The sequence below is a fragment of the Streptomyces sp. NPDC048483 genome (assembly GCF_040651455.1).
Lineage (GTDB): Bacteria > Actinomycetota > Actinomycetes > Streptomycetales > Streptomycetaceae > Streptomyces.
This window is the reverse complement of the sequence record NZ_JBEZJZ010000127.1, coordinates 1-22745: the sequence shown is the minus strand read 5'-3', so window position 1 is coordinate 22745 and position 22745 is coordinate 1. Positions and strand designations below refer to the sequence as shown.

Genomic DNA, 22745 nt, shown 5'->3' with positions numbered 1-22745 from the left:
GGAGCCCGGCAGCGCCGCCGCCAGGGCGTCCACATCGGACACCGTCCGCACCCGCGCGGTGAGTTCGGACAACCCCGCGGGGGTCAGCCGTCGGCGTCAGCCCTGTGGGTGGTGGTCATGGGGTCCTCGCGGACCGACTTCAGGTAGCCCTCGATCGCGTCGACGGCGCGGGAGGAGCCGCCGGCCTCGCGCGTGTAGCGCTGGAACTCATTCATCCGGTGCCTGATGCCGGCATCCGAGAGGACATGCGTCACGGCGTCCCGCAGCCGCTCCGGGGTCGCCTCTTCGTAGGGCACCTCGACGCCGATCCCGGTCTCCGCCACCCGGTCGGCGACCGCGGTCTGCTCGGGCATGACCGGCACAGACACCAGCGGCACCCCGAAGTACATGGCCTCGGTGGTACCGCCCATGCCGCCGCTGCTGACCAAGGCATCGGCACGGCGCAGCACGGCCGTCTGTGGCACCCAGCTGCGGGCTTCGAAGTGGGGCGGGAGGGGGCCGAGGTCCTCGGGCCGCAGGTGCCGACCGGTGGCCAGGACGACGTGACAGGGCACGTCGGCGAGTGCGGCAACACAGTTCCGCAGCAACTGCTCGCCCTTGTTGTAGCGGTGCGATCCCAGCGATACCAGGACCACAGGCAGGTCGGAGTCGGCGGGCGGCTCCCAGTGCCGGTCGTCGGCCCGAGCGCCGAGGCACGGTCCCACGAACACCACCCGATCGTCGTCGAACCGCTCATGGGCGTACTGGAAGGCTTTGGGCAGCACGGCCAGTGACAGCGGCTCCGCCTTCGAGTAGAACTCCTCCACCGACACGTCGAGCCCGTGCAAGGCGAGGAACTCGCCCAGCATGTCGGCCAGCATCCGGGAGACACCGGTCTCGGCCAGCATTCTGCTGGTCTCGGGCATCTTCTCGAAGAGGTTGAACTTGTCGTTGGCCGCGAAGGTGGGGAACACCTGCACCGCCGGACAGCCCAGCTTGAGGGAGATCATCCGGCCCACCGCGAGAACCGTGGCGTCGTAGAGCACCAAGTCCGGTGCGTCATCGGCGAAATGGGCCTCTGCGACGTCCCCGGCGTCCGTCGTCTGCCGGAACTGCGCCACCGACAGCTCGGCGGCGTTCTCCGGTGTGATGTCGACGGCTTCCCTCGCGAAGACCGGCTTCGACGCCGGGTGGAGGACGGCCGTGGCGCCGCCGGCCGCGACCCGCGCGGAGAATTCCTCGGTCGTCACCCACGTCACCCGGTGGCCCCTGCCCACCAGCTCTTCGACCAGCCCGAGGATCGGGGTGACGTGGCCGCCTGCGGCATAGCTGAACACGGCGATGTGGGCGGGGGGCATGGCTGGTCTCCTGTGGAGGCTCGCGAGGGGAGGGGCACTCCGGGGGCGGCGACCGCGCGCCCGGAGCTCGTCAGCGTTCGGGAGGGACTGTGTCGGCGGGGCCTAGATGCGTTCCACCGTCGTGCCGCGGAGCCTCAGCCCGCGCCTGCGCATGTAGAGCCGGCCGTAGCGTTTGCTGACGATCTGGAACAGCGCGATGCTCACCACGAACATGACCGTGGTCGCGGTGGGAACGGCGTCGACGTCCAGCCGGTAGGCGAGGATGAAGCGAACGATCCCGTCCAGGATGAACCCGACACCCCAGATCACGTTCGTGACCCGCATGATGTGGCGGATCTCCGCGTAGTCACGCCACAGCGCTTCCCACCTCGCGGTCGCGTCGGCCGAGGGCTGGAGGCTGATGACACCCTGGAAGATCGCGGGCCGCTTGTGCGTGGTGATCAGTAGCGCCACGCCGATCACCATGGTGAGCACACCGCTCTTGGCCAGGATCCAACGCGGGCTTCCGGTGATCAGGGAGGTCAGACCGCCGATGATGAGCAGGCTGAGGGTGAACAGGGCCACCGCATCCGGCTTGCCCTGCTTGGCGATCGCGTACAAGCTCTGCAGGAGCGGCGGCACACAGCCCAGCAGCAGAGCCCACAGCGGGCTGACCCCGGCGTCCCGCAGCCCGTAGTACAACCCGAGCGGCAGCACCAGGCTGATGAAGAGGGAGGTCAGCAGCTTGCGGCGAGAGGCGGCGATCTGCCTCTTCTCCTCAGCCGTGAACTGTCCCTTTTCCTGCGGCGCGGCGCCGTATTCCGCCTGCTGTCCCTGAGCACCGTATGCCCCGTAGGCAGCGCGATGGTTGCCACTTCCCGGCTGTTGCCCCTGGCTCATCTCAATGCTCTCCGATTCTGTTCCTGTGCTGCGCCCAGGCCCGAGTCCTGACGGTCAACCCAACGGTAGGGCCGCGCAGGGACCGGGGGTATCCGTATAGACCCCGAAGTGGGGTCTAGATAGACCCCCCTACGCGGGGGCTGGACCCACCCCAGCCGTGGGCAGGTTGAGCGTGATGGTGGTCGGTCCGCCGAGCGGGCTGGTGACGTGCAGGGTTCCGTCGAACGGGGTCAGCCGACGGGCGATGCCGCTCAGCCCGCTGCCCGGGCTCGGAGCCGCCCCGCCGCGGCCGTTGTCGGTGACCGTGACGACCAGCGCCGCGTCCGTGCACACCAGGCTGATCTCCACCCGGGTCGCGGCCGCGTGCTTGGTCACGTTGCTCAGCAGCTCGGACACCGCCAGATAGACGGCCGTCTCCAGTGGCTGCTCGACCCGCTCGGGGAGTTCCAGACGCACCGCGACGTCCAGCGGGCTGTCCATGGCGAGGGCGCGGACCGCGTCTCCGAGCCCCCGCTCGGCGAGCACCGGGGGGTGGATGCCGCGCACCAGATGACGCAGCTCCGCCAGCGCCTGCGCGGCCGCCTTCTGGATCTCCGACACGACCTCCTTGGCCGCCTCCGGGTCGGAGTCGACCAGGTGCTTGACCGTGTTGAGCTTCAGGCCGATCGCCAGCAGCCGGGCCTGCGATCCGTCGTGCAGATCGCGCTCGATGCGGCGCAGCTCCGCCGCCTGGGCGTGCGTGGCCATGGTCCTGGTCTCGGTGAGCTGCTCCACACGCTGGGCGAGCAGTGTGCCTCCGGTCGGGGCGAGCAGCAGCCGGGCCCACCGGACGTGCAGGCGCAGCAGCGGACCGGCGAGCGAGGCGCTGAGCACGATCAGCAGCAGGCCCGCGACGATGCCCGTCGCCGGTGCGCGCAGCTGCGACCAGTCACCGGGGACGAGCGCGAGCAGCAGGTGCCACGACGCCGCGGGGTCGTAATGGATGAAGGGCCCCGCCACGGGCCACCACAGCCAGGGCCACAGCAGTGCGAAGACGCCGATCAGCCCGGGCAGCGTCACCGGCAGCACCACGAGCGCCACCAGCACGGGATCGGTGGCCAGCCACACCAAGTCCCGCCAGGTTGCCACGTCGCTCCTGATCCACTGCACGCGACGGTGCTGGGCGGGCTGGCGTTGATTCGGATACAGGCGGTGGCCGGAGCGGTACATGCCGTCGGCGCGCCGCTGAGGTGGCGGCGGCTCGGGCAGATAGGGCGAGGGGACGTCGACGCCAGTGCGGTCCCTGACCAAGCGGCGGCTGAACTCGACCAGCCGGCGGGCCGGTGACGCCACAAGTTCCCACCACAGCACGGAAAGACCCAGCACGTGCAGCGCGACGAACGCCACACCGAGGAACGCAAGCATCACCAGCTCCGCGAACGCCACTCCGATCCGCACCGTCAGCCGGTGGAGCGCCACACCCGAACGCATCGCCGCCCGCACCGCGACCCCGTACCGGGATCGCGGACACGGGGCGAGCAGCAGCCGCGCCCCCTTCGCGTGCCACCGCAACAGCACCGGGCCGACTGCGAACCCGGCCGCCGCCACAACCACTCCCGTCGGCACCAGCCACGCGCCGGCCGCACCGGTGGTCTGCCAGGCGACGATGTAGGGGAACGGCGGTGCGCCTGCCCCCGCCAGCGCCAGGCAGCCACCGGCACAGACCAGCACCGCGGGTAAGGCCGCCAGGAACCCCCAGCTCAGCGGAGCCAGCAGCAGCCACGCCAGATCCCGCCAGGTCGCGTCGTCGTTGACGATCCAGCGCACCAGCAGCTGGTGCATGGGAATCCACGCGGAGCGGTACAGCTGGTTCTTGTATCGGTACAGTGCGTCCGTGTCCAGCTGGGGCAGCGCCGGTCGCGGCTGGTACGGCGAGGGAATCCCTATTCCGGACCAGCCGGCCGCGAGACGCCGCGTGAGGTCGGTGATGACGCGGCCCCGTTCCACTACGGTCACATGGACGTAGGGGATCTTGAGCAGATACGTGGCCTGAGCTGTGATCAGGACCGCTCCCAGCAGCACCAGTCCGGCAACATCGACCGCCCAGACCACAAGCCCCCGGGCCGGTGACAGCACCGCCGGGAGCAGCCAGGAACGCGCGGACCGCCGAGAATCGGGCCACCCTGCCGACGCCCGGCTGCGACCTGTGACCACGCTGGCTCCATCCTGCCTTCCGAAGCGACACCATGACCCGGCTCAGTGCGGGCCAGTCTTGCAGAGCCCGGGGTGTTGACCGGCCGGCCGGCGTACCTCAACGGAACAAGGGTGGACCAACGGCGATTTCCCGCCGTCGATCCACCCAGAGCGTCCGGTACGGATGCCCTACGCCTCGACCCAGCCGTGCTTCGTGGCGACCTCCGCCAGGCTCCGGCGGATTTGCAGAATCTGTTCCGCGGTCAGGCCCGGAGCGGCGGCGAGGAGAGTCTCGGTGACTTCCTGCGTGAACTCCCTGGCGGAAAGGACGTCGCACACGCCGTCCTCGACGCTCTCCTGTGACGGCGACTGCGCCAGGGAGAACGATGCGACGGGAGCGGTCCGCACGGCTCCTTCCACGAGCCGGACGTCGGCCGCCTTCGGACCGCGGTCCCCCTCTTCGACCTCGAACTCGACCACGGCCCCCGGAGCCATCAGGGACTTCTCCACGAGGAGGTCATTGACATGCAGAAAAACGTCTCCCCCACCGTTTTCCGGGGCCACGAACCCATAGCCGCGCACAGCATCGAACCGAATCACTTTGCCAGTAGCCACAACAACCCCACCATTTACACGGAATTCCACGGCGTCAACCTGGACACCGAGAAAAGATGCTAGGCACGGATGGCGAGCAGGGGAACCCCTAACACCCCCCTGTTCGCGGCGGGCGGCAGGCGCCCGCGTCCGCTACGCCTGCTGCGGGAGCAGCGAGGAAATCGTCCGGGAGACGGCGTCGATGACCCGCGGCGCCTGGTCGTTGAGGTAGAAGTGCCCGCCGGGATAGGTGTGCATCTCGAAGGAGGCATCGGTGTGCTCCTCCCATGCGCGCACCTCGTCGAGGGTCGCCTTGGGGTCATCGACGCCCGTGTGCGCCTGAATCGGAGCGGCGAGGCGGGGCCCGGGAGAGTAGCGGTAGGTTTCGGCCGCCCGGTAGTCGCTGCGGATGGCGGGCAGCACCATGCGCAGCAGCTCCTCGTCGCCGAACACCTGCGCCCCCGTCCCGTTGAGCGCACGCAGCTCGGCGATCATCCCGTCGTCGTCGCGGAGGTGGACGGACTCGTCTCGGTGCCGGGAGGGCGCGCGCCGGCCGGAGGCGAACACCACGAGCGGAACCGTGCCCCGGCGTTCCAGGCGCAGGGCCAGTTCGAAGGCGAGGGTGGCGCCCATGCTGTGCCCGAACAGGGCCAGGGGCCGGTCGGTCCACGGGCTCACCTCCTCGACCAGCGCGTCGGCGAGCGCGGGAAGCGAGTCGAGACACGGCTCGTGGCGACGGTCCTGGCGCCCGGGGTACTGGACGGCGAGCACGTCGACGGCGGGCGAGAGTGCCCTGGAGACGGGGAAGTAGAACGGTGCGGAGCCTCCTGCGTGCGGCAGGCAGAGCAGCCTGGCCCGCGCGTTGTCAGCCGGATGGAATCGGCGGATCCACGGGCTGGTGTCAGTGAGGTTCGCGGTCACCTGGCGTCCTTTCGTGCTGCTCGCTTCGGGAGGGCTGCCATGCCCCACGGCGAGCGGGTCTTGCATGAGCCTGCCTGGTGCCGGCGGCCGGTCACAACCCCTAACTTCTGCGGCACCGTGGTCAACGCCCCTCCCCCAGGCCCTCATTGAAGAATGACGGGTTAGGCTGGCCGCCGATCAGGCCGCGTCCCAACGCCGCCGTGGGGGTGCGCCGGAATCGCGATCAGCGACCGGTCCGCACGCCCGATCCTGACGGTGCGCGCCGCCGGAGAACCGGACGACGGGCCACCGTGCAGGAGCATCCGACCGAACCGACCCACAGCCCCCTTGAGGACCCGTGCCTGGCTCCCTCCTTGCCATCAGTGATCTGCACATCCGCTACCAGGAGAACCGACGGATACTTGAAGACATCCGACCCGAGTCGGACCAGGACTGGCTGCTGGTGCCCGGAGACGTGGCCGAGTACGCCGAGGACGTGGAGTGGGCGCTCGGTGTGCTCCGCGAACGGTTCGCCGAGGTCGTGTGGACGCCGGGCAACCACGAGTTGTGGACCGTGCCCGACGATCCGCTGCGGCTGCGCGGCGAGGAACGCTACCGCCATCTGGTCGACCGGTGCCGGGCGTTGGGCGTCATCACACCCGAGGACCCCTACCCCCTCTGGGAGGGCCCGCACGGCCCGGTGGTCATCGCCCCGCTGTTCCTCCTGTACGACTACACGTTCCTGACGAGTGGGCACCTCACCAAGGCGCCGGCACTGGAGGCAGCGTACGAGTCGGGGGTCGTGTGCACCGACGAGTTTTACCTCGACCCGTACCCCTACCCCGACCGGGAGAGCTGGTGCCGGGCACGGGTGGCCTGGACCGAGACCCGCCTCGCGCAGGTGCCGGAGGACCTGCCGACGCTGCTGGTCAACCACTACCCCCTCATCCGGGAGCCGTTGAACATCCTGCGCTACCCGGAGTTCGCCATGTGGTGCGGCACCACGGCCACCGCCGACTGGCCGGTGCGGTTCCGCGCCTCCGCCGTGGTCTACGGGCATCTGCACATCCCCCGGCTGATCCGGGCGGACGGCATCCCGCACCACGAAGTCTCCCTGGGCTACCCCCGGGAGTGGAAACCGCGGCCGGGGACACCCGGTCGCCTGACCAGAATCGTGCCCGGCCCACACCGCGCGCCGGCCCCGGGAACTGAGAGAACGACGTGATAGCCGAGCTACTGCCCTCGCCCGTCGAGACCGCCCAAGCCTTCACGGACACCGGCACCCTGCCCGGGCTGTTTCCACAGGAAGCCGCGCTGGTGAGCAAGGCGATCCCGGAGCGCCGCGGGGAGTTCGCCACCGTGCGCGCCTGCGCCCGCCAGGCTCTGGCCCGCTTCGGCCACGGTCCGGTGCCGATCCTGCCCGGCGAGCGCGGCGCCCCGCAGTGGCCGGACGGCTTCGTGGGAAGCATGACGCACTGCCTGGGATACCGGGCGGCCGCCCTGGCGCGCGCGACCGACATGCTCACCATCGGCGTGGACGCGGAACCGAACAAGCCGCTGCCCGGTAGCGGAGTCGCGGAGTCCGTCCTGCGCCCCGCCGAACGGGAGCACGTCGCACGGCTGACGGCCGACCGCCCAGACGTCTTCTGGGGACGGCTCATCTTCAGCGCCAAGGAGAGCGTGTACAAGGCGTGGTATCCCCTGACCCGCCTGTGGCTGGACTTCGAGGAAGCCGAAGTCCGGGTGCACCCCACCGCCGGCACCTTCCACGCCCGGCTCCTGGTGCCCGGCCCCGAGGTGAACGGGACCAGACTGCCAGGGTTCGACGGGCGATGGGTGGTGCGCGACGGCCTCATCGTCACGACGATCGCCGTCCCTCGGGTCTTCCCCGTCGTCGGTCCGTCATAGCGACGAGCACAAAGGCCTCCTGCCAGCACTTGCCGAGCAACCCGTGCGGACGAACAGCAGCGGCTGGTGAGCCGGTCTTGAGCGCTCGGGCACAACCAGACGGCTGAGGAGAGTTCCCCGTATGTGGATGGGGTGTGGGCGATCCACGCGTTCAGTGCACCGAGAGCGAAGAGAGCAGGGCGATCAGCCGGATGAATCGGAGGGCGTGCGTCGACAGAAGGGGGCTCCTCATCGGGTCACCCGGCGGGCCGCTTACCGTTTCTCCCGGAAAACCGCGGCATTCCCTGCCCTGAAGGGAAGCCACAGCGAAGCCCTGACCTGCCCCGCTCGAACTGACGGCGCGTCAGCAAGCAGGATCAACGAGCGTCAAATGGGCGTCATGGGCGTCATTTCAGCGTCAAGACATCGCCCGTAACGCCCACAGCGCGCCTCATGCGCACCGAAGAAACCGCAGGTCAGGCGCTCTTAGCCGCCCGCTCCAAAATCACCACGCACTCCACATGATGCGTCATCGGAAACAGATCGAACGCCCTCATCCGCCGCGGCGCATACCCCGCCTCGCCGAAGTACTTCAGGTCGCGGGCCAGGGCGGCCGGGTCGCAGGCGACGTAGGCGATGCGGCGGGGTGTGAGGGCGGCGAGGTGGCCGACGGTCTTCTTGCCGGCGCCGGCGCGGGGCGGGTCGAGGACGACGAGGTCGACGTCGGTGATGCCGGTGCGGGGGAGGATCTGGTCGACCTTGCCGTGTTCGATGCGGACGCGGTCCAGGTCGTCGAGGTTGTGGCGGGCGTCCTCGACGGCGCGCTTGCCCGACTCGATGCCGAGGACCGCGCCCTTGTCACCGACGCGTTCGGCGAGGGCGCCGGCGAAGAGGCCGACGCCGCAGTACAGGTCGAGGGCCATATCGCCCTTCTTGGGCATCAGGCCCTGCATGACGGCCTCGACGAGGAGGTCGGCAGCCTTCGGATGGACCTGCCAGAAGCCGCCGTGGCCGACCCGCCAGGTGCGGTCGGCGGCGCGTTCGCGGACGAAGGGGCGGCCGTGGACCCGGTGGATCTGTTCGTCCTTTTCGCCGATGCGGAGGACGGAGACGGGCTTGTCGAGTTCGACGATCGGGAGGCGGCCGCCGGGCTTGGGGGTGAGGATGACCTGGCGGTCGTGGGAGCCGGTGGCGGCGATCGCCTCGATGCCGGCGATCGTCGGCCACTCACGCTGCTCGATGCCCAGTTCGGAGATGCCGGGGGCGGCGATCATGCAGTGATCGACCGGCTCGATGTCATGGGAGCGGTGCTTGCGCAGGCCCGCGCGGCCCTCCGCGTCGACGGCGTACTGGACGCGGGTGCGCCAGGCCGGTACCTCGCCCTTGGCGACCTTGTCGCCGGGGGCGGGCTCGACGGTGCCGTCCCAGTGGGCGTCCTCGGCGGACAGCCCGGCCAGCCGCTCCAGCTGTTCGGCGACGACCGAGGCCTTCAGCCGGCGCTGGGCGCCGGGCGCGGCGTGCTGCCAGTCGCAGCCGCCGCACTTGCCGGGGCCGGAGAAGGGGCAGGGCGCCTCGACGCGGTCCTTGGAGGCGGCATGGATCGTCACGGCGTCGGCGCGCAGGAAGCGGTCGCCTTCTTCGCCGTGGGTGACGCGGGCCGTGACGCGCTCGCCGGGGAGGGTGTGGCGTACGAAGAGGACCTGGCCTTCCTCCGTACGGGCGACGCAGTGACCGCCGTGGGCGACCGGGCCGACCTCGACCTCGTACTCCTCGCCGACCAGCGACTTCTTGGGTTCTGTCTGCATGGCGGGGAGGGCTCCTGGGGTGGGGGCGCGGGACGACGGGGGTGACGGCCGGCCTCCGGTGTGGAGGCCAGCCGTCAAGTCTACGTCCCGTGGTGCGGTGCCCCTTACTTCTCCGCGGCGGCCGCCTTCTCCTTCTTCTCCTTCTTCGGCTGGGTGGCGACCGGACCACGCCGTACCGCGCCCGGAGCGTTCCACTCGGCGCGCTTGCGGGCCCGCAGCTTGGCAGCCTCGGAGGAGTCCAGCTGCCAGGGGACGGAGGTGACCATCACGCCGGGTGTGAACAGCAGGCGGCCCTTGAGGCGCAGGGCGCTCTGGTTGTGGAGCAGGTGCTCGTACCAGTGGCCGACGACGTACTCGGGGATGAAGACCGAGACGGCGTCGCGCGGGCTCTCCCGGCGCAGCGACTTGACGTGGTCGATGAACGGGCGGGTGATCTCGCGGTAGGGGGAGGCGAGGACCTTGAGGGGGACCTCTATGCCGCGCCGCTCCCACTCCTCCTTGAGCGCCTTGGTGTCGGCCTGGTCGACGTCGACGCTGACCGCCTCGAGGGTGTCCGAGCGCATCAGCTTGGCGTAGTTCAGGGCGCGCAGGGTGGGCTTGTGGACCTTGGAGACCAGGACGATGGAGTGCACCCGGGAGGGGCGTACGACGTCGTCGTCGGGGGTGTCCTCGGCGGCGATCTCGTCGGCGACGCGGTCGTAGTGGCGGCGGATCGCGCTCATGGTGACGAAGAAGATGACCATGCCCAGCAGCGCCACCCATGCGCCGTGGGTGAACTTCGTCAGCAGGACGACGACGAGGACGAGACCGGTGAAGAAGGCGCCGAAGGCGTTGATGGCCCGGGAGCGGTGCATCCGGCGGCGCTTGGCCGGGTCCTTCTCGGTCAGCAGATGACGGTTCCAGTGACGGACCATGCCGATCTGGCTGAGTGTGAAGGAGACGAAGACGCCGACGATGTAGAGCTGGATGAGGCGGGTGGAGTCCGCGCCGTAGAGGTAGACCAGTACGGCGGCGGCGCCGGCCAGCAGGACGATGCCGTTGGAGAAGGCCAGGCGGTCGCCGCGGGTGTGCAGCTGGCGGGGCAGATAGCGGTCCTGGGCGAGGATCGAGCCCAGCAGCGGGAAGCCGTTGTAGGCGGTGTTCGCGGCCAGGAAGAGGACCAGTGCGGTGGCGGCGGCCAGGACGACGAAGAGGAACGAGCCGTTGCCGAAGACCGCGGAGGCGACCTGGGAGATAACCGGGTCCTGGGTGTAGCCCGAGCCGAGCGGCTTGCCGTGGTCCAGCAGGTCCTTGGCCGGGGTCTCCGCCATCTTGACGTGGGTGGTCATGGCCAGCGCGATGATGCCGCAGAACATGGTGACGGCCAGGCCGCCCATGAGGGCCAGCGTGGTGGCGGCGTTCTTGGACTTCGGCTTGCGGAAGGCCGGCACACCGTTGGAGATCGCCTCGACGCCGGTGAGCGCCGCGCAGCCGGAGGAGAAGGCCCGCAGGAGGAGGAAGATCAGCGCGAAGCCGGCCAGGCCGCCCTGTTCCGCGTGGATGGTGAAGTCGGCGGTGGGGGCCTTCATGGTGTCGCCCATGACCCAGCCGCGGACCGCGCCCCAGGCGATCATGATGAAGACGCCGGCCACGAAGACGTAGGTGGGGATCGCGAAGAGCTTGCCCGACTCCTTGACCCCGCGCAGATTCATCACGGTGAGCAGGACGATGACGGCGATCGCGCAGAGGGTCTTGTGCTCGACGACGAACGGGATCGCGGAGCCCAGGTTCTCGATTCCGGAGGAGATGGAGACCGCGACGGTCAGGACGTAGTCGACCAGCAGGGCGCTGGCGACGGTCAGACCGGCCTTGGGCCCGAGGTTGGTGTTGGCGACCTCGTAGTCACCGCCGCCGCTCGGGTAGGCGTGCACGTTCTGCCGGTACGACGCCACGACGGTGAACATCAGCACCACGACCGCGACCGCGATCCAGGGGCTGAAGCTGTAGGCACTCACACCCGCGACGGACAGGACGAGCAGCACCTCGCCCGGCGCGTACGCCACGGAGGAGAGCGGGTCGGAGGCGAAGACGGGGAGTGCGATGCGCTTGGGAAGGAAGGTCTCCCCCAGCTTGTCGCTGCGCAGTGCGCGCCCGATCAGGATCCGTTTGGGCACGTCGGTCAGTTTGGACACGGAGAGGATGCTAAAGGTTCGTCAAGGGTCGTGCCCAGTCGTCGCCCGTGCGGGTGGCCGCTACGGGCTGCGCTGCGGCACTTCTGACCTGCGCAGCGCCGCCCCGGCACGCGGCACCCGCACATAATCCGCACGTCCTGAGCACACCTCGCCTACGAAACGCACGATGTGCGTGGGGTACGTGGTGTTCGTCACGGTTGCCGGTTTCCGACCCCCCGCGCCTCGGCCGGGCGCGGGCGCCTGGCCAGCAGATCGCCCAGCCCCTGGCGGGTGGCGGCGAGCAGCACCCGGTCCTGGGGGCGCAGCACGTATCCGTCGCCCAGCTCGTGGACCAGGCGCGCGGGCCCGCGTTCCCCGTCCGGCGGGGGCGCCGCGGCGGCCGGCTCCCCCGCCGCCTCGTCGGGCGCGGAGGTGTCTACGGCCAGCACCCGCAGCCGCCCCGGCCGCAGCACCTCGCCGACCGTACGGCCCTCCAGGGCGGCATGGCCCCGTACCTCGACGCGGGCGACGAGCAGCACCCGGCGTTCGACGGGAATCGCCCCCAGGATCTGCCGGCCCATCATCGCGCCGGCGAAGGCGGGTGCCGCCAGGAAGGAGACGCTGCGGCTGCGGGTCAGCGCATGCGGGTGCGCGGCGCGCAGGGTGCGGTAGACAGCGGTGGCGAACCGGTCGTCGAACAGCCGCAGCGTCACCCGCAGCCGGGGCTTGACCGAGCGGGCGTAGAGGGCGGCCTCCAGGTTGGTGGTGTCCTCGCTGGTCAGGGCGAGCAGCGTGTGCGCCCGGTCGACCTTCGCGGCCTCCAGGACGCCCTCGTCGGTGACGTCCCCCAGGACGGTCGGCACCCGCAGCCGGCGGGCCAGCGCGATGCCCCGCGCCTCCGGGTCGGCCTCGATGCACACCACCGGGATACCCAGCTCGTGCAGCCGGGTCAGCACCCGCGTGCCCACCTTGCCGAGCCCGAGCAGCACCACGTGCCCCGACAGCCCGCGCGGCGGACGGCGCAGCGCGGAGGCGCTGCGGAAGGTGCCCAGGCCCTCGAAGGCCGCGGCGACCAGCACCGGCAGCAGCAGCATCCCGGTGAGCCCGGAGAGCAACTGGATGACCTTGCGGGGCAGCGGTTCCTCGAGCGCGGGTTCGTCGATGGCGAAGAGGTCGAGGAGGGTGAGGTAGGCGGCGTGCAGCGGTTGTTCACCGGTGGTGAGGGTGGAGGCGACGGCCAGCGCTAAGACGGCGCCGACGACACCGGCCAGCGACCAGCGCAGCCGCCGGGAGAAGAGGGAGGCGAGCGGCGCTCCGCGGCCGCGGAGCAGGCGGGGGCGCACCGTCCGGCCCGTATAGGAGACGGTCTCCAGGACGATGGTGCTGCGCCCGGCGGCCTCCGCGGCCGCCGCGTCGTCGGGCAGCAGCACCGGGCCCTCGTCCCCGGCCGCCGCACCCGGTGCCGGACGGTGGGCGGCGGACGGGAGAACGGCGGGACCGGTGGCTGAGTCCGGATCGGTGGCCGAGGCGGACAGCACCGCGAGCGTGCACAGGCCCGGCCCGGCCGGCCGCCCCGGCGGGACCGGCGCCCGTTCCACCGCACGCAGCAGCAGCCCGTCCGCCTCAATGACCTTGCTGGTCCCGGCGACCGCTGTGGCCGCCAGCGCCGGCGCCACCGTGTCGGCATCGGACAGCACGGTCGTGGACGCATCGACGCTCCCGGCGTCCTCGCCGCCCGGGGACCCCACCGCCGCGGCCTGGTCGAGCAGCGCCTCCAGATGCTGGCCGAGTTTGCGGTTGTAGAGCCGGATCACCAGCCGCAGCCGGGGGTTGAGGCGGCGGGCGCGCAGCGCGGCATGGATGTTGAGCTCATCGTCGTCGTAGACCAGCGCCAGTGCGCCCGCCTCCGGGATGCCCGCCGCCGTCAGCGCGGCATCGTCCGCCTCTACCGCCTCCAGGATCCGTACCGGCTCCTCCGGCGCCTCGTCGTCGTCCTCTGCCCCGGCACCCGGCAGCGGATCGTTCGGCAGCAGCGTTGTCCGCGCCATCGCCGCCGACACCCTCCCCAGCAACGCCGTCGCCCGGCCGAGCGCACGGGCCGGCGGCGGAATACGGGGCCGGTGCGGCTCCCGGGCGGAGGGGACGACCAGCGTCACCCGTTCGCCGTAGACGTCCTTGAGTTCCGCGGCGAGCCGGTGCGCGAGCGCATCGTCACCACAGACCACCATGTGCGGGGTGTGGCAGCCCTGTTGGGGCTGCTGAGGCAGGTTGGGCACACCTCGTAGCGTGCCTTACGGGCTCCGCACGGCGCAGCCCGGCCGCAGCACGGGGCCGCCACCCACACCCGGCCGGGGGCATTCTCGCTCCTCACCGGGCGGTTACCGGGCGGCGGGATACGGCTACGGTTGTACCCGGACCGCGGTGCGCCCAACGCGCCTGTTGACGCGCGCGGGGTCCCGGTCGCGAACAGTTGCCTCGCGGCCGCAAGTAGTGACCGCGTGTCGCCGGCACTCGGGGACGAAAGAGTTGAGCAGGGTGTTTGGGCAGGTCAGCGCGCTAATTCAGGGCACGGGGTAATCAGCATGCACATCGTCATCATGGGGTGTGGTCGCGTGGGCTCCGCGCTCGCGCAGACCCTGGAGAGCCAGGGGCACACCATTGCGGTGGTCGACCAGGACCCGACCGCGTTCCGCCGCCTGGGCTCGGCCTTCGGCGGCCGCAGGGTGACCGGCGTCGGCTTCGACCAGGACACGCTCCGCGAGGCCGGTATCGAGGAGGCGGGCGCGTTCGCCGCCGTCTCCAGCGGCGACAACTCCAACATCATCGCCGCCCGGGTGGCCCGCGAGATGTTCGGCGTCGAGAATGTCGCGGCCCGCATCTACGACCCGCGCCGCGCCGAGGTCTACCAGCGCCTGGGGATCCCCACCGTCGCCACCGTCCGCTGGACGGCCGACCAGATGCTGCGCCGGCTGCTGCCCTCGGGCGCCGAGCCGATGTGGCGCGACCCCAGCGGCGGCGTCCAGCTCGCCGAGGTGCACACCGCCACGGCGTGGGTCGGCCACAAGATCAGCAAGCTGCAGGACGAGACCGGCGTCCGCGTCGCCTTCCTCACCCGGCTGGGCGAGGCGATGCTGCCGACCTCGCAGACGGTGCTGCAGGAAGGCGATCTGGTGCACGTCATGATGCGCACCGACGAGCTCGAAAAGGTCGAGGCGGCATTCGCCACGGGGCCCGAGGAGGCGCACGCATGAGGGTCGCAATCGCGGGCGCCGGCGCGGTGGGCCGTTCCATCGCCGGTGAGCTGCTGGAAAACGGCCACGAGATCCTGCTGATCGACAAGGCGCCGACCGCCATTTCCGTCGAGCGGGTGCCGCTGGCGGAGTGGCTGCTGGCCGACGCCTGCGAGATCACCTCGCTCGACGAGGCCGCGCTGCAGCGCTGCAACGTCGTCATCGCGGCGACCGGCGACGACAAGGTCAACCTCGTCGTCTCGCTGCTCGCCAAGACCGAGTACGGCGTGCCCCGGGTGGTCGCCCGGGTCAACAACCCGAAGAACGAGTGGCTCTTCAACGAGGCCTGGGGCGTCGATGTCGCGGTCTCCACACCGCGCCTGATGTCGGCCCTGGTCGAGGAGGCGGTGAGCGTCGGCGACCTCGTACGGCTGCTGCGCTTCAGCCACGGCGACGCCAACCTCGTCGAGCTCACCCTGCCCCCGGAGGCCGCGCTGGCCGGCACCCGGGTCGGCGATGTGGAGTGGCCCGAGGACACCTCCCTGGTCACGATCATCCGCGGTACGCGGGTGCTCACGCCCAACAAGGAGGACGCGCTGGAGGCGGGCGACGAGCTGCTGTTCGTCGCGGCCCAGTCGCGCGAGGAACAGCTGGAGGATCTGCTGTCGGTGCGGCGGACGGACGCCTAGCGCCGCCGCACGCGCACCACGCGCCGGGGCCCGGGAACCAAGCGGTTCCCGGGCCCCGGCGTCGTGCGGGTCCGTCGGCGGCGGTCCGTCAGCGGCGGTGGCGCGGCCCGTGCCGCGGCTCGGCGGTCTGAGCGGCCATGTCCTGAGGGACGCCGTCGGCGACGCCGTCCAGCACCTCGTCCCCGGTGTGGCGCCGCTCCGCGGCCTCCCGCTCCGCCTTCTCCCGCTCCTCCGCCGCCTCCATCTCCGCGAAGACATCGATGGGCGGCGGCGCCTTCGTCAGAAAGACCCAGGTCAGCCAGACCGCGAGCAGGAACGGCGGGATCTTCAGCGCCACCAGCACCCAGCCGAGCTGCGCGGTGTCCGCCCACCAGTACAGCGGGAAGAGAATCGCGCACTTGGCGAGCAGGATCAGTCCCCAGGCCCAGCTGGCCTTGGCATAGGCCTTCTTCCGGCCTGGGTTACGGGTGCGCCAGGAGAGGTTCTCCTTGAACACCGGGCCCAGCATCAGACCGATCAGCGGGAAGCCCACGATCGTGGTGAGGATGTAGGCGACGGCCAGCCCGAAGGTGTAGATCATGCCCGGCAGATAGAAGTCCTTGGCATTGCCGGTCATCATCGCGAAGACCACACCGAAGGCCACGCCGAAGACGCCGCTGAAGGCGTGCTTGACGGTGTCCCTGCGGACCAGGCGGACGGCCGTGAGCACCAGGGAGACGGCCAGCGCGGCGATCGCCGAGAAGTGCAGGTCCTTGTTGACCGTGAAGATCGCCACGAACAGCAGACCGGGGAGCACCGTCTCCGCCGTGCCGCGGATGCCGCCGAAGGCATCGAAGAGCGCCTTCTCGGTCACCGCTCTGCCATCGGCATCCTGGGCGGCGTCCGGGCCGGACGCGGCGGGCGCATCTGCTGCGGATGCGTCGGCGGTCGGTCGGTCGGTGGCGGATCGGTCGGTGGTGGGTCGGTCGTAAGACGTCACCGGCTACTCCTGTCCGAGCGGTCGGAGTTCGTACTTCGGGTTGAAGAGCACCCGGCGTCCGTGACTCATGGAGACCCGGCCCGAGGCGATGAGCTTACGGCCCGGCTCTATCCCGACGATGGAACGGCGGCCGAGCCACACCACATCGAGCGCGGCGGAACCGTCGAACAGCTCCGCCTCCAGCGCGGGCACGCCGGCTCGCGGCCGCAGTGTCACATGCCGCAAGGTGCCGGTGACCTTCACTATCTGGCGGTCATCGCAGTCGCAGATACGGGTACACCCCGTCGCCTGCGTGTCCTGCTGCAGCTCAGCGCTCTGCAGCTCCTCCTCGGAGGACGACAGCCTGTCGAGCATTCGGCGGAAACGACCGGCCGGCTTCTCGGATCGGGTCCCAGCACTCATATCCCCAGCGTACCGGTGGCCCGCGCCGGAGATCACGGGCCGTTCGGCAACGTCGTGGCCTGCGCCGGTGCTCGACGTCATGGCCGGCGTCACTGCTCGACGTCATGGCCGGCGTCACTGCTCGAACCGGTACCCCATCCCCGGCTCGGTGATGAAGTGCCGAGGATGCGACGGATCGCCCTCCAGCTTGCGGCGGAGCTGGGCCATGTAGACCCGCAGATAGTTGGTCTCGGTCCCGTACGAGGGCCCCCACACCTCCTGGAGCAGCTGCTTCTGGCTGACCAGACGGCCCGAGTTGCGGACCAGTACCTCCAGGAGGTGCCACTCGGTGGGGGTGAGGCGGATGTCGCGGCCGGCGCGGTTGACCTTCTTGGCGGCGAGGTCGACGGTGAAACCGTCCGTCTCGACGACCACCTCGTCCTCGGCGGGCCCGGTCGGCTCGGCGCGGCGTACCGCGGCCCGGAGCCTGGCCAGCAGCTCGTCCATGCCGAACGGCTTGGTGACGTAGTCGTCCGCCCCCGCGTCCAGCGCCTCGACCTTCTCGTCCGAGGTCTGACGGGCGGAGAGCACCAGGATCGGCACCCGCGTCCAGCCCCGCAGCCCCTTGATCACCTCGACCCCGTCCATATCGGGCAGGCCGAGGTCAAGGACGATGACATCGGGGTGGCGGGCGGCGGCAAGTTTGAGGGCGGTGGCGCCGTCGGGGGCGGCGTCCACCTCGTACTTGCGCGCCTTCAGGTTGATCACGAGGGCGCGGACGATCTGCGGCTCGTCATCGACCACAAGCACCCGGTTCACTGGCGTTCTCCTCGTGGTGTCGGATTTCCGCGGGCCGGGCCCGCGGAACGTGTGCTGAGTGTGGTCCGTACGGCCCGGCTCATGTCGTGGCCTGGACCGGAAGGTCGGGTCTGACCGGCGGCCGGCCGGGTGCGGCCCGCAGAGTGAGGACCATGGTCATCCCGCCCCCCGGGGTGTCCTCGGCGGCGAGCGTGCCGCCCATCGCCTCCGCGAAGCCGCGCGCCACCGCCAGGCCCAGGCCCACTCCGGCGCCGCGCGGGGCGTCACCGTAGCGCTGGAACGGCTCGAAGATCCGGTCCTTGGCGCTGTCGGGGACGCCCGGGCCGCGGTCGGCGATCCGCAGCTCCACCCGGTCGCCGAGCGCGCTGGCCGAGACCAGCACCGCGTCCCCGTCCGGGCTGTACTTCACGGCGTTCTCGACGAGATTGGCGACTGAACGTTCCAGCAGCCCCGGATCGACGGCGACGATCGGCAGCTCCTCGGGGATGTCGAGGGTGACGCTGCCCTCCGGTACGCCGCCGAGCGCCATCGGGACCACCTCGTCGAGGTCGATCTCGCGGATCAGCGGGGTGACCGTGCCGGTCTGCAGCCGGGACATGTCCAGGAGGTTGCCGACCAAGTGGTCCAGCCGGTCCGCGCCCGCCTCGATACCGGCCAGCAGCTCCGCCTCGTCCTCCGGGGACCAGGCGACGTCGTCGGAGCGCAGGGAGGTCACGGAGGCCTTGATGCTCGCGAGCGGCGTCCGCAGGTCGTGGCTGACGGCGGCCAGCAGCGCCGTACGGATGCGGTTGCCCTCGGCCAGCTCCCGGGCCCGCTCCGCCTCGCCCACCAGCCGCTGCCGGTCCAGTACGACGGCGGCCTGGGCGGCGAACGCGGCCAGCACCCGGCGGTCCTCCGCGGGCAGCACCCGGCCGGTCAGGGCCAGCGCCATGTGGTCGCCCACCGGCATGTCCACGTCCGCGTCCTCGGGGCGCCGCAGCGGCTTGTCGTCGGCGCCGTCGGCGCCGCCGGCCCGGCCCGCGCAGGTCCAGGGGGCGACATCGCTGCTGCGCTCCAGCAGCGCCACCGTGTCCATGCCAAAGGTCTCCCGCACCCGCTCCAGCAGGGCGTCCAGCGTCGTCTCGCCGCGCAGCACACTGCCCGCCAGGAAGGAGAGGATCTCCGACTCGGCGCGCAGCCTGGCGGCCTGATGCGTACGGCGGGCGGCAAGGTCCACCACCGAGGCGACCGACACCGCGACCGCGAAGAAGACGACGATCGCGACGATGTTCTTCGGGTCGCTGACGGTGAGGGTGTGGGTCGGTGGCGTGAAGTAGAAGTTCAGCAGCAGCGAGCCGACCGCCGCCGATGCCAGCGCCGGCAGCTGCCCGCCGAGCAGCGCCGCGACGACGGTCAGGAACAGGAACAGCAGCACGTCATTGGCCAGCCCGGGACCGTTGGCGATGGCGGTCAGCAGCAGCGACAGCAGCGCCGGACCGGCCACCCCGACGAGCCAGCCGGCGATGATCCGGGCCCGCCCCAGCCGCGCACCGCGCGCCACCGGCAGCCCCCGGCCCTTGGCGACCTCGTCGTGGGTGACGATGTGGACGTCGAGATCGGGACCCGAGTCGCGGGCGACGGTCGCGCCCACCCCCGGCCCGAAGATGTACTGCCAGGCCTTGCGGCGGCTCGACCCGAGCACGATCTGGGTGGCGTTCACCCCGCGAGCGAACTCCAGCAGGGCGAGCGGGATGTCGTCGCCGATGACGTGATGGAACGTACCGCCGAGGTCCTCCACCAGCGTGCGCTGCACGGCGAGTTCCTTGGGCGAGGCCGAGGTCAGTCCGTCGCTGCGGGCTATGTAGACGGCGAGCACCTCGCTGCCCGACCCCTTGGCCGCCATCCGGGCCGCGCGGCGGATCAGCGTACGGCCCTCGGGGCCCCCGGTCAGACCGACCACTATGCGCTCGCGCGCCTGCCAGGTGGAGCGGATCGAGTGCTCCGCCCGGTACTCCTGCAGATATTCGTCCACCCGGTCGGCGACCCACAGCAGCGCCAGCTCGCGCAGCGCGGTGAGGTTGCCCGGCCGGAAGTAGTTGGAGAGCGCGGCGTCGACCTTGTCGGACTGGTAGATGTTGCCGTGCGCCATACGGCGGCGGAGCGCCTGTGGCGACATGTCGACCAGCTCGATCTGATCGGCCCGGCGCACGACTTCGTCCGGAACGGTCTCCTGCTGCCGCACACCCGTTATCGACTCGACGACATCCCCGAGCGACTCCAGATGCTGGATATTGACCGTCGAGATCACATTGATCCCGGCTTCCAGCAGCTCCTCGATGTCCTGCCAGCGCTTGCCGTTGCGCGAACCGGGGACATTGGTGTGCGCGAGCTCGTCGACCAGCGCCACGGCCGGCCGGCGCTCCAGTACCGCGTCCACGTCCATTTCGGTGAACGACGTACCGCGGTACTCCAGCTCCCGGCGCGCGATGTGCTCAAGCCCGTGCAGCATCACCTCGGTTCGGGGCCTGCCATGGTGCTCGACGAACCCCACCACGACATCCGTACCGCGCTCCATGCGCCGGTGTGCCTCGGAGAGCATCGCGTACGTCTTGCCGACGCCCGGTGCCGCGCCGAGATAAATCCGTAGCTTGCCGCGTGCCATGGCCCCATTGTCTTACGTCAAGGCTGCCCCCACCGGGCTGAACCTCCTGTGACCCTACAGACCCCACAGGCGGACAAAAGCCGCAGGTGGCGGCTGTGCGTCGGGTTTTGACGCGACTCTGATGCGCGGGCCGCTCCACTCTGATACGGCGGCCCGCGCGCCAGGAAACCCCCTCGCACGGGCCCGCGCCGGCTGCGAGGATCCCCGCATGACCGAGGTACGTACCGCGCATACCGCCGATCTGGACGCCGTGGCCCGCAAGGCGGCCCGCACCCTGCTGTACGACGTCTTCGACGACATGACCGCGGAGGACTGGGAACACGCACTCGGCGGCATCCATGCGCTGGTCCACGAGGACGGCGAACTGATCGGCCACGCATCCGTCGTCCAGCGCCGCCTGCTGCACAGCGGCCGGGCGCTGCGCTGCGGCTACGTCGAGGGCGTCGGCGTCCGCGCGGACCGCCGCGGCCGGGGCCATGGCGCGGCCATGATGGACGCCTTGGAACGCGTGATCCGCGGCGCCTACGACCTCGGCGCACTGGGCGCCGCCGATGACGCCGCGGACTTCTATGCGGCACGCGGCTGGCAATTGTGGCGCGGCAGCTCCTGGGTCCTGACCCCCGACGGCATCCGCCGCACCACCGACGAGGACGGCTGCCTCTACGTCCTGCCGACGACGGCGCCTCTCGACCTCGACGCGGACCTGATGTGCGACTGGCGGGAGGGGGATGTCTGGTAGGCGGGGCCTCCTCCCACCTCGCCTCCCCACCCCTGGGGCCCAACACCGCCCCACCACCCCGGCCCCCGCACCGACACTGGCGCAAGGCGATTTCAGCTGGGGTTCTCCGCGTGCGTGAGCGTCTCCCAGCCGACGAAGAGGTTGTTGGAGCCGGCCGGACGCCGCCGCTCGGTCAGTTTCCCGGTGTTGGTCATCTCATGACCCATCCGGTTGTGCAGCGCGTTGTAGCCGACCTCGGTGACCGGACCGAGCCCGCGCTTGACGCTGCCGCCGCACAGCCACGGCGGCGGAGCGGTGCCCAGTTCGTAGGTGGCCTGGAAGCCGAGTGCGTGGCGCAGCCGGTCGGCGACCTCAGGGTAGAGGTCCTGGCCCTGGAGGCGGCTGGTTTCGGCGATGTGCGAGATGGCGGACAGGCCGTACCCGGTGTGGACGAAGTCGCGGCAGGTTTCCTGGGTGAGGCCGTCGACGAAGGTGGACTGCCCCTGCCAGTACTTGATGATCTTGTCGCGGGTGTTCAGCCCGCTGCCCGGCGCGGTCTTGGGCAGGTCACCGTCGGACTTCAGATAGATGTACGCGGGCACCCTGGCACGGAACGTGGCGACGGCCTTGTCGTAGGAGGCCCTGTCCTCGAGGAAGACGGAGATGCCGACGGCGGCCTCCATCATGCTCAGTTCCCAGTTCCCGTTGCTGTGCGAGCCCTTGATCACCTTCGGGAGGTAGACGTTGCGCAGCATGCCGGCGAAGCGGTCGATGCGGTCCTTGGGCCAGCCGTCGTACGTGTAGCGGATGATCTCGGCGGCACGCGGCCAGGTGGAGCCGGCCCAGCCGGTCTGCAGCGGTGCGTTGCTGTTGGTGTGGTCCTTGATGGTGCCGGACCAGGCATCCATGATCTGTATCGCTTTGTCGGCAAACTTGCTGTCACGGGTGATGTACCAGGCCAGCGAGAGGGTGTACGCGGCGAGGGCGTCCTCGCGTTCATCGGTGCAGCCGTGGTTGGGGTCGGAGTACGAGCCGCATTCGACGACGGCGCGAGGCTTGGGAGTACGGGTCAGCGAGGCGTACGTGCTCGCCATCATCGCGTCGTAGGCGTTCTTCCACGGCTGGGCACCGGAGTTGACCTTGCTGCGGGTGAGGTCGAGCTGTGCGGTGCCGACGAGGACGCCGGGGTGGGTGAAGGCGGACGGCGCCGCGGAGGACCGGGCCCCTGTGAGGAGCCCTGCGGTGAGGGCGCCGAGCACCGCACCGACAACGAGAGTGAGCCTTCTGCGCATGGGGGGTGTGCCTTCCTGTCGAGATGCTCGATGGACGGGAGCTGTTCTCGTACATGAACAACAGGCGTTGACATGAACACCTGCGATGGCTGGCGAACGTAGGGGCAAGCCACCCCACCGTCAAGACCCGACGTCAACACCCGGATGAAGACGTCACCTTGCACCGACCGCCGCTTCACAGGCCGAAGCCACGCCGCCGAAGCCACACCGCCGAAAGGGTGCTGATCGTCGCCGGCACCGCGCAGGCGCTCGGCCTGATCTCCCAGGTCCTG

Annotated in this window: 18 protein-coding genes; 5 read left to right on the top strand and 13 right to left on the bottom strand. The window is 70.5% G+C overall.

Features of this window, described 5'->3' with window-relative positions; genetic code table 11:
* Positions 1-83: 83 nt before the first annotated feature.
* The 5 genes from AB0D04_RS37205 to AB0D04_RS37185 all read right to left on the bottom strand — a co-directional run bounded on the left by AB0D04_RS37205 (position 84) and on the right by AB0D04_RS37185 (position 5903).
* Positions 84-1337, bottom strand: coding sequence for a macrolide family glycosyltransferase (locus AB0D04_RS37205; protein ID WP_362711841.1), 1254 nt, complete (start codon positions 1335-1337; stop codon positions 84-86).
* Positions 1338-1439: 102 nt separating this feature from the next.
* The gene (locus tag AB0D04_RS37200) at positions 1440-2216 is read right to left on the bottom strand and encodes a VC0807 family protein (RefSeq protein ID WP_362711840.1); all 777 of its coding nucleotides are present in this window, start codon (positions 2214-2216) and stop codon (positions 1440-1442) included.
* A gap of 129 nt (positions 2217-2345) precedes the next feature.
* Positions 2346-4331, bottom strand: coding sequence for a sensor histidine kinase (locus AB0D04_RS37195; protein ID WP_362711839.1), 1986 nt, complete (start codon positions 4329-4331; stop codon positions 2346-2348).
* Positions 4332-4577: 246 nt separating this feature from the next.
* Complete coding sequence (locus tag AB0D04_RS37190; RefSeq protein ID WP_362711838.1) at positions 4578-5033, bottom strand: cold shock domain-containing protein; 456 nt, start codon at positions 5031-5033, stop codon at positions 4578-4580.
* A 102-nt stretch (positions 5034-5135) separates the two neighbouring features.
* The gene (locus AB0D04_RS37185; RefSeq protein WP_362711837.1) at positions 5136-5903 is read right to left on the bottom strand and encodes an alpha/beta fold hydrolase; all 768 of its coding nucleotides are present in this window, start codon (positions 5901-5903) and stop codon (positions 5136-5138) included.
* A 337-nt stretch (positions 5904-6240) separates the two neighbouring features.
* Between AB0D04_RS37185 and AB0D04_RS37180 the strand changes: the two genes are divergently transcribed.
* Positions 6241-7107 carry a metallophosphoesterase gene (locus AB0D04_RS37180; RefSeq protein ID WP_362711836.1) on the top strand — a complete coding sequence of 289 codons (867 nt, stop codon included), beginning with the start codon at positions 6241-6243 and terminating at the stop codon, positions 7105-7107.
* Positions 7104-7790: a 4'-phosphopantetheinyl transferase superfamily protein gene (locus AB0D04_RS37175; protein ID WP_362711835.1), complete on the top strand. Its 687-nt coding sequence runs from the start codon at positions 7104-7106 to the stop codon at positions 7788-7790. The genes AB0D04_RS37180 and AB0D04_RS37175 overlap by 4 nt, the downstream gene beginning before the upstream one ends.
* A gap of 455 nt (positions 7791-8245) precedes the next feature.
* Here AB0D04_RS37175 and AB0D04_RS37170 read toward each other — a convergent pair whose 3' ends face one another.
* The 3 genes from AB0D04_RS37170 to AB0D04_RS37160 form a co-directional block, all read right to left on the bottom strand.
* Entirely contained in the window at positions 8246-9574 is a 1329-nt protein-coding gene (locus AB0D04_RS37170) for a TRAM domain-containing protein (protein WP_362711834.1), read from the bottom strand.
* Between the two features lie 104 nt (positions 9575-9678).
* A complete protein-coding gene (locus AB0D04_RS37165; protein WP_362711833.1) occupies positions 9679-11745 on the bottom strand; it encodes an APC family permease in 2067 nt (688 codons plus the stop codon).
* A gap of 191 nt (positions 11746-11936) precedes the next feature.
* On the bottom strand, positions 11937-13952 hold the full coding sequence (locus AB0D04_RS37160; protein WP_362711842.1) for an NAD-binding protein: 2016 nt from the start codon (positions 13950-13952) through the stop codon (positions 11937-11939).
* A 270-nt stretch (positions 13953-14222) separates the two neighbouring features.
* On the opposite strand from AB0D04_RS37160, the gene AB0D04_RS37155 reads away from it, so the two are divergent.
* Positions 14223-14975 carry a TrkA family potassium uptake protein gene (locus AB0D04_RS37155; RefSeq protein ID WP_362711832.1) on the top strand — a complete coding sequence of 251 codons (753 nt, stop codon included), beginning with the start codon at positions 14223-14225 and terminating at the stop codon, positions 14973-14975.
* Positions 14972-15643: a TrkA family potassium uptake protein gene (locus AB0D04_RS37150; protein ID WP_046925555.1), complete on the top strand. Its 672-nt coding sequence runs from the start codon at positions 14972-14974 to the stop codon at positions 15641-15643. Before AB0D04_RS37155 ends, AB0D04_RS37150 begins: the two co-directional genes overlap by 4 nt.
* A gap of 88 nt (positions 15644-15731) precedes the next feature.
* Here AB0D04_RS37150 and AB0D04_RS37145 read toward each other — a convergent pair whose 3' ends face one another.
* The 4 genes from AB0D04_RS37145 to AB0D04_RS37130 form a co-directional block, all read right to left on the bottom strand.
* A complete protein-coding gene (locus AB0D04_RS37145; RefSeq protein WP_362711831.1) occupies positions 15732-16622 on the bottom strand; it encodes a DUF3159 domain-containing protein in 891 nt (296 codons plus the stop codon).
* 3 nt (positions 16623-16625) lie between these two features.
* On the bottom strand, positions 16626-17024 hold the full coding sequence (locus AB0D04_RS37140) for an OB-fold nucleic acid binding domain-containing protein (RefSeq protein ID WP_362711830.1): 399 nt from the start codon (positions 17022-17024) through the stop codon (positions 16626-16628).
* Between the two features lie 114 nt (positions 17025-17138).
* Entirely contained in the window at positions 17139-17822 is a 684-nt protein-coding gene (locus tag AB0D04_RS37135) for a response regulator (protein ID WP_362711829.1), read from the bottom strand.
* Positions 17823-17901: 79 nt separating this feature from the next.
* The gene (locus tag AB0D04_RS37130) at positions 17902-20463 is read right to left on the bottom strand and encodes a sensor histidine kinase KdpD (protein WP_362711828.1); all 2562 of its coding nucleotides are present in this window, start codon (positions 20461-20463) and stop codon (positions 17902-17904) included.
* Between the two features lie 208 nt (positions 20464-20671).
* On the opposite strand from AB0D04_RS37130, the gene AB0D04_RS37125 reads away from it, so the two are divergent.
* A complete protein-coding gene (locus AB0D04_RS37125; RefSeq protein WP_362711827.1) occupies positions 20672-21202 on the top strand; it encodes a GNAT family N-acetyltransferase in 531 nt (176 codons plus the stop codon).
* Positions 21203-21294: 92 nt separating this feature from the next.
* On the opposite strand, the gene AB0D04_RS37120 is transcribed toward AB0D04_RS37125, so the two are convergent.
* Positions 21295-22473: an alginate lyase family protein gene (locus AB0D04_RS37120; protein WP_362711826.1), complete on the bottom strand. Its 1179-nt coding sequence runs from the start codon at positions 22471-22473 to the stop codon at positions 21295-21297.
* Positions 22474-22745: the final 272 nt, after the last annotated feature.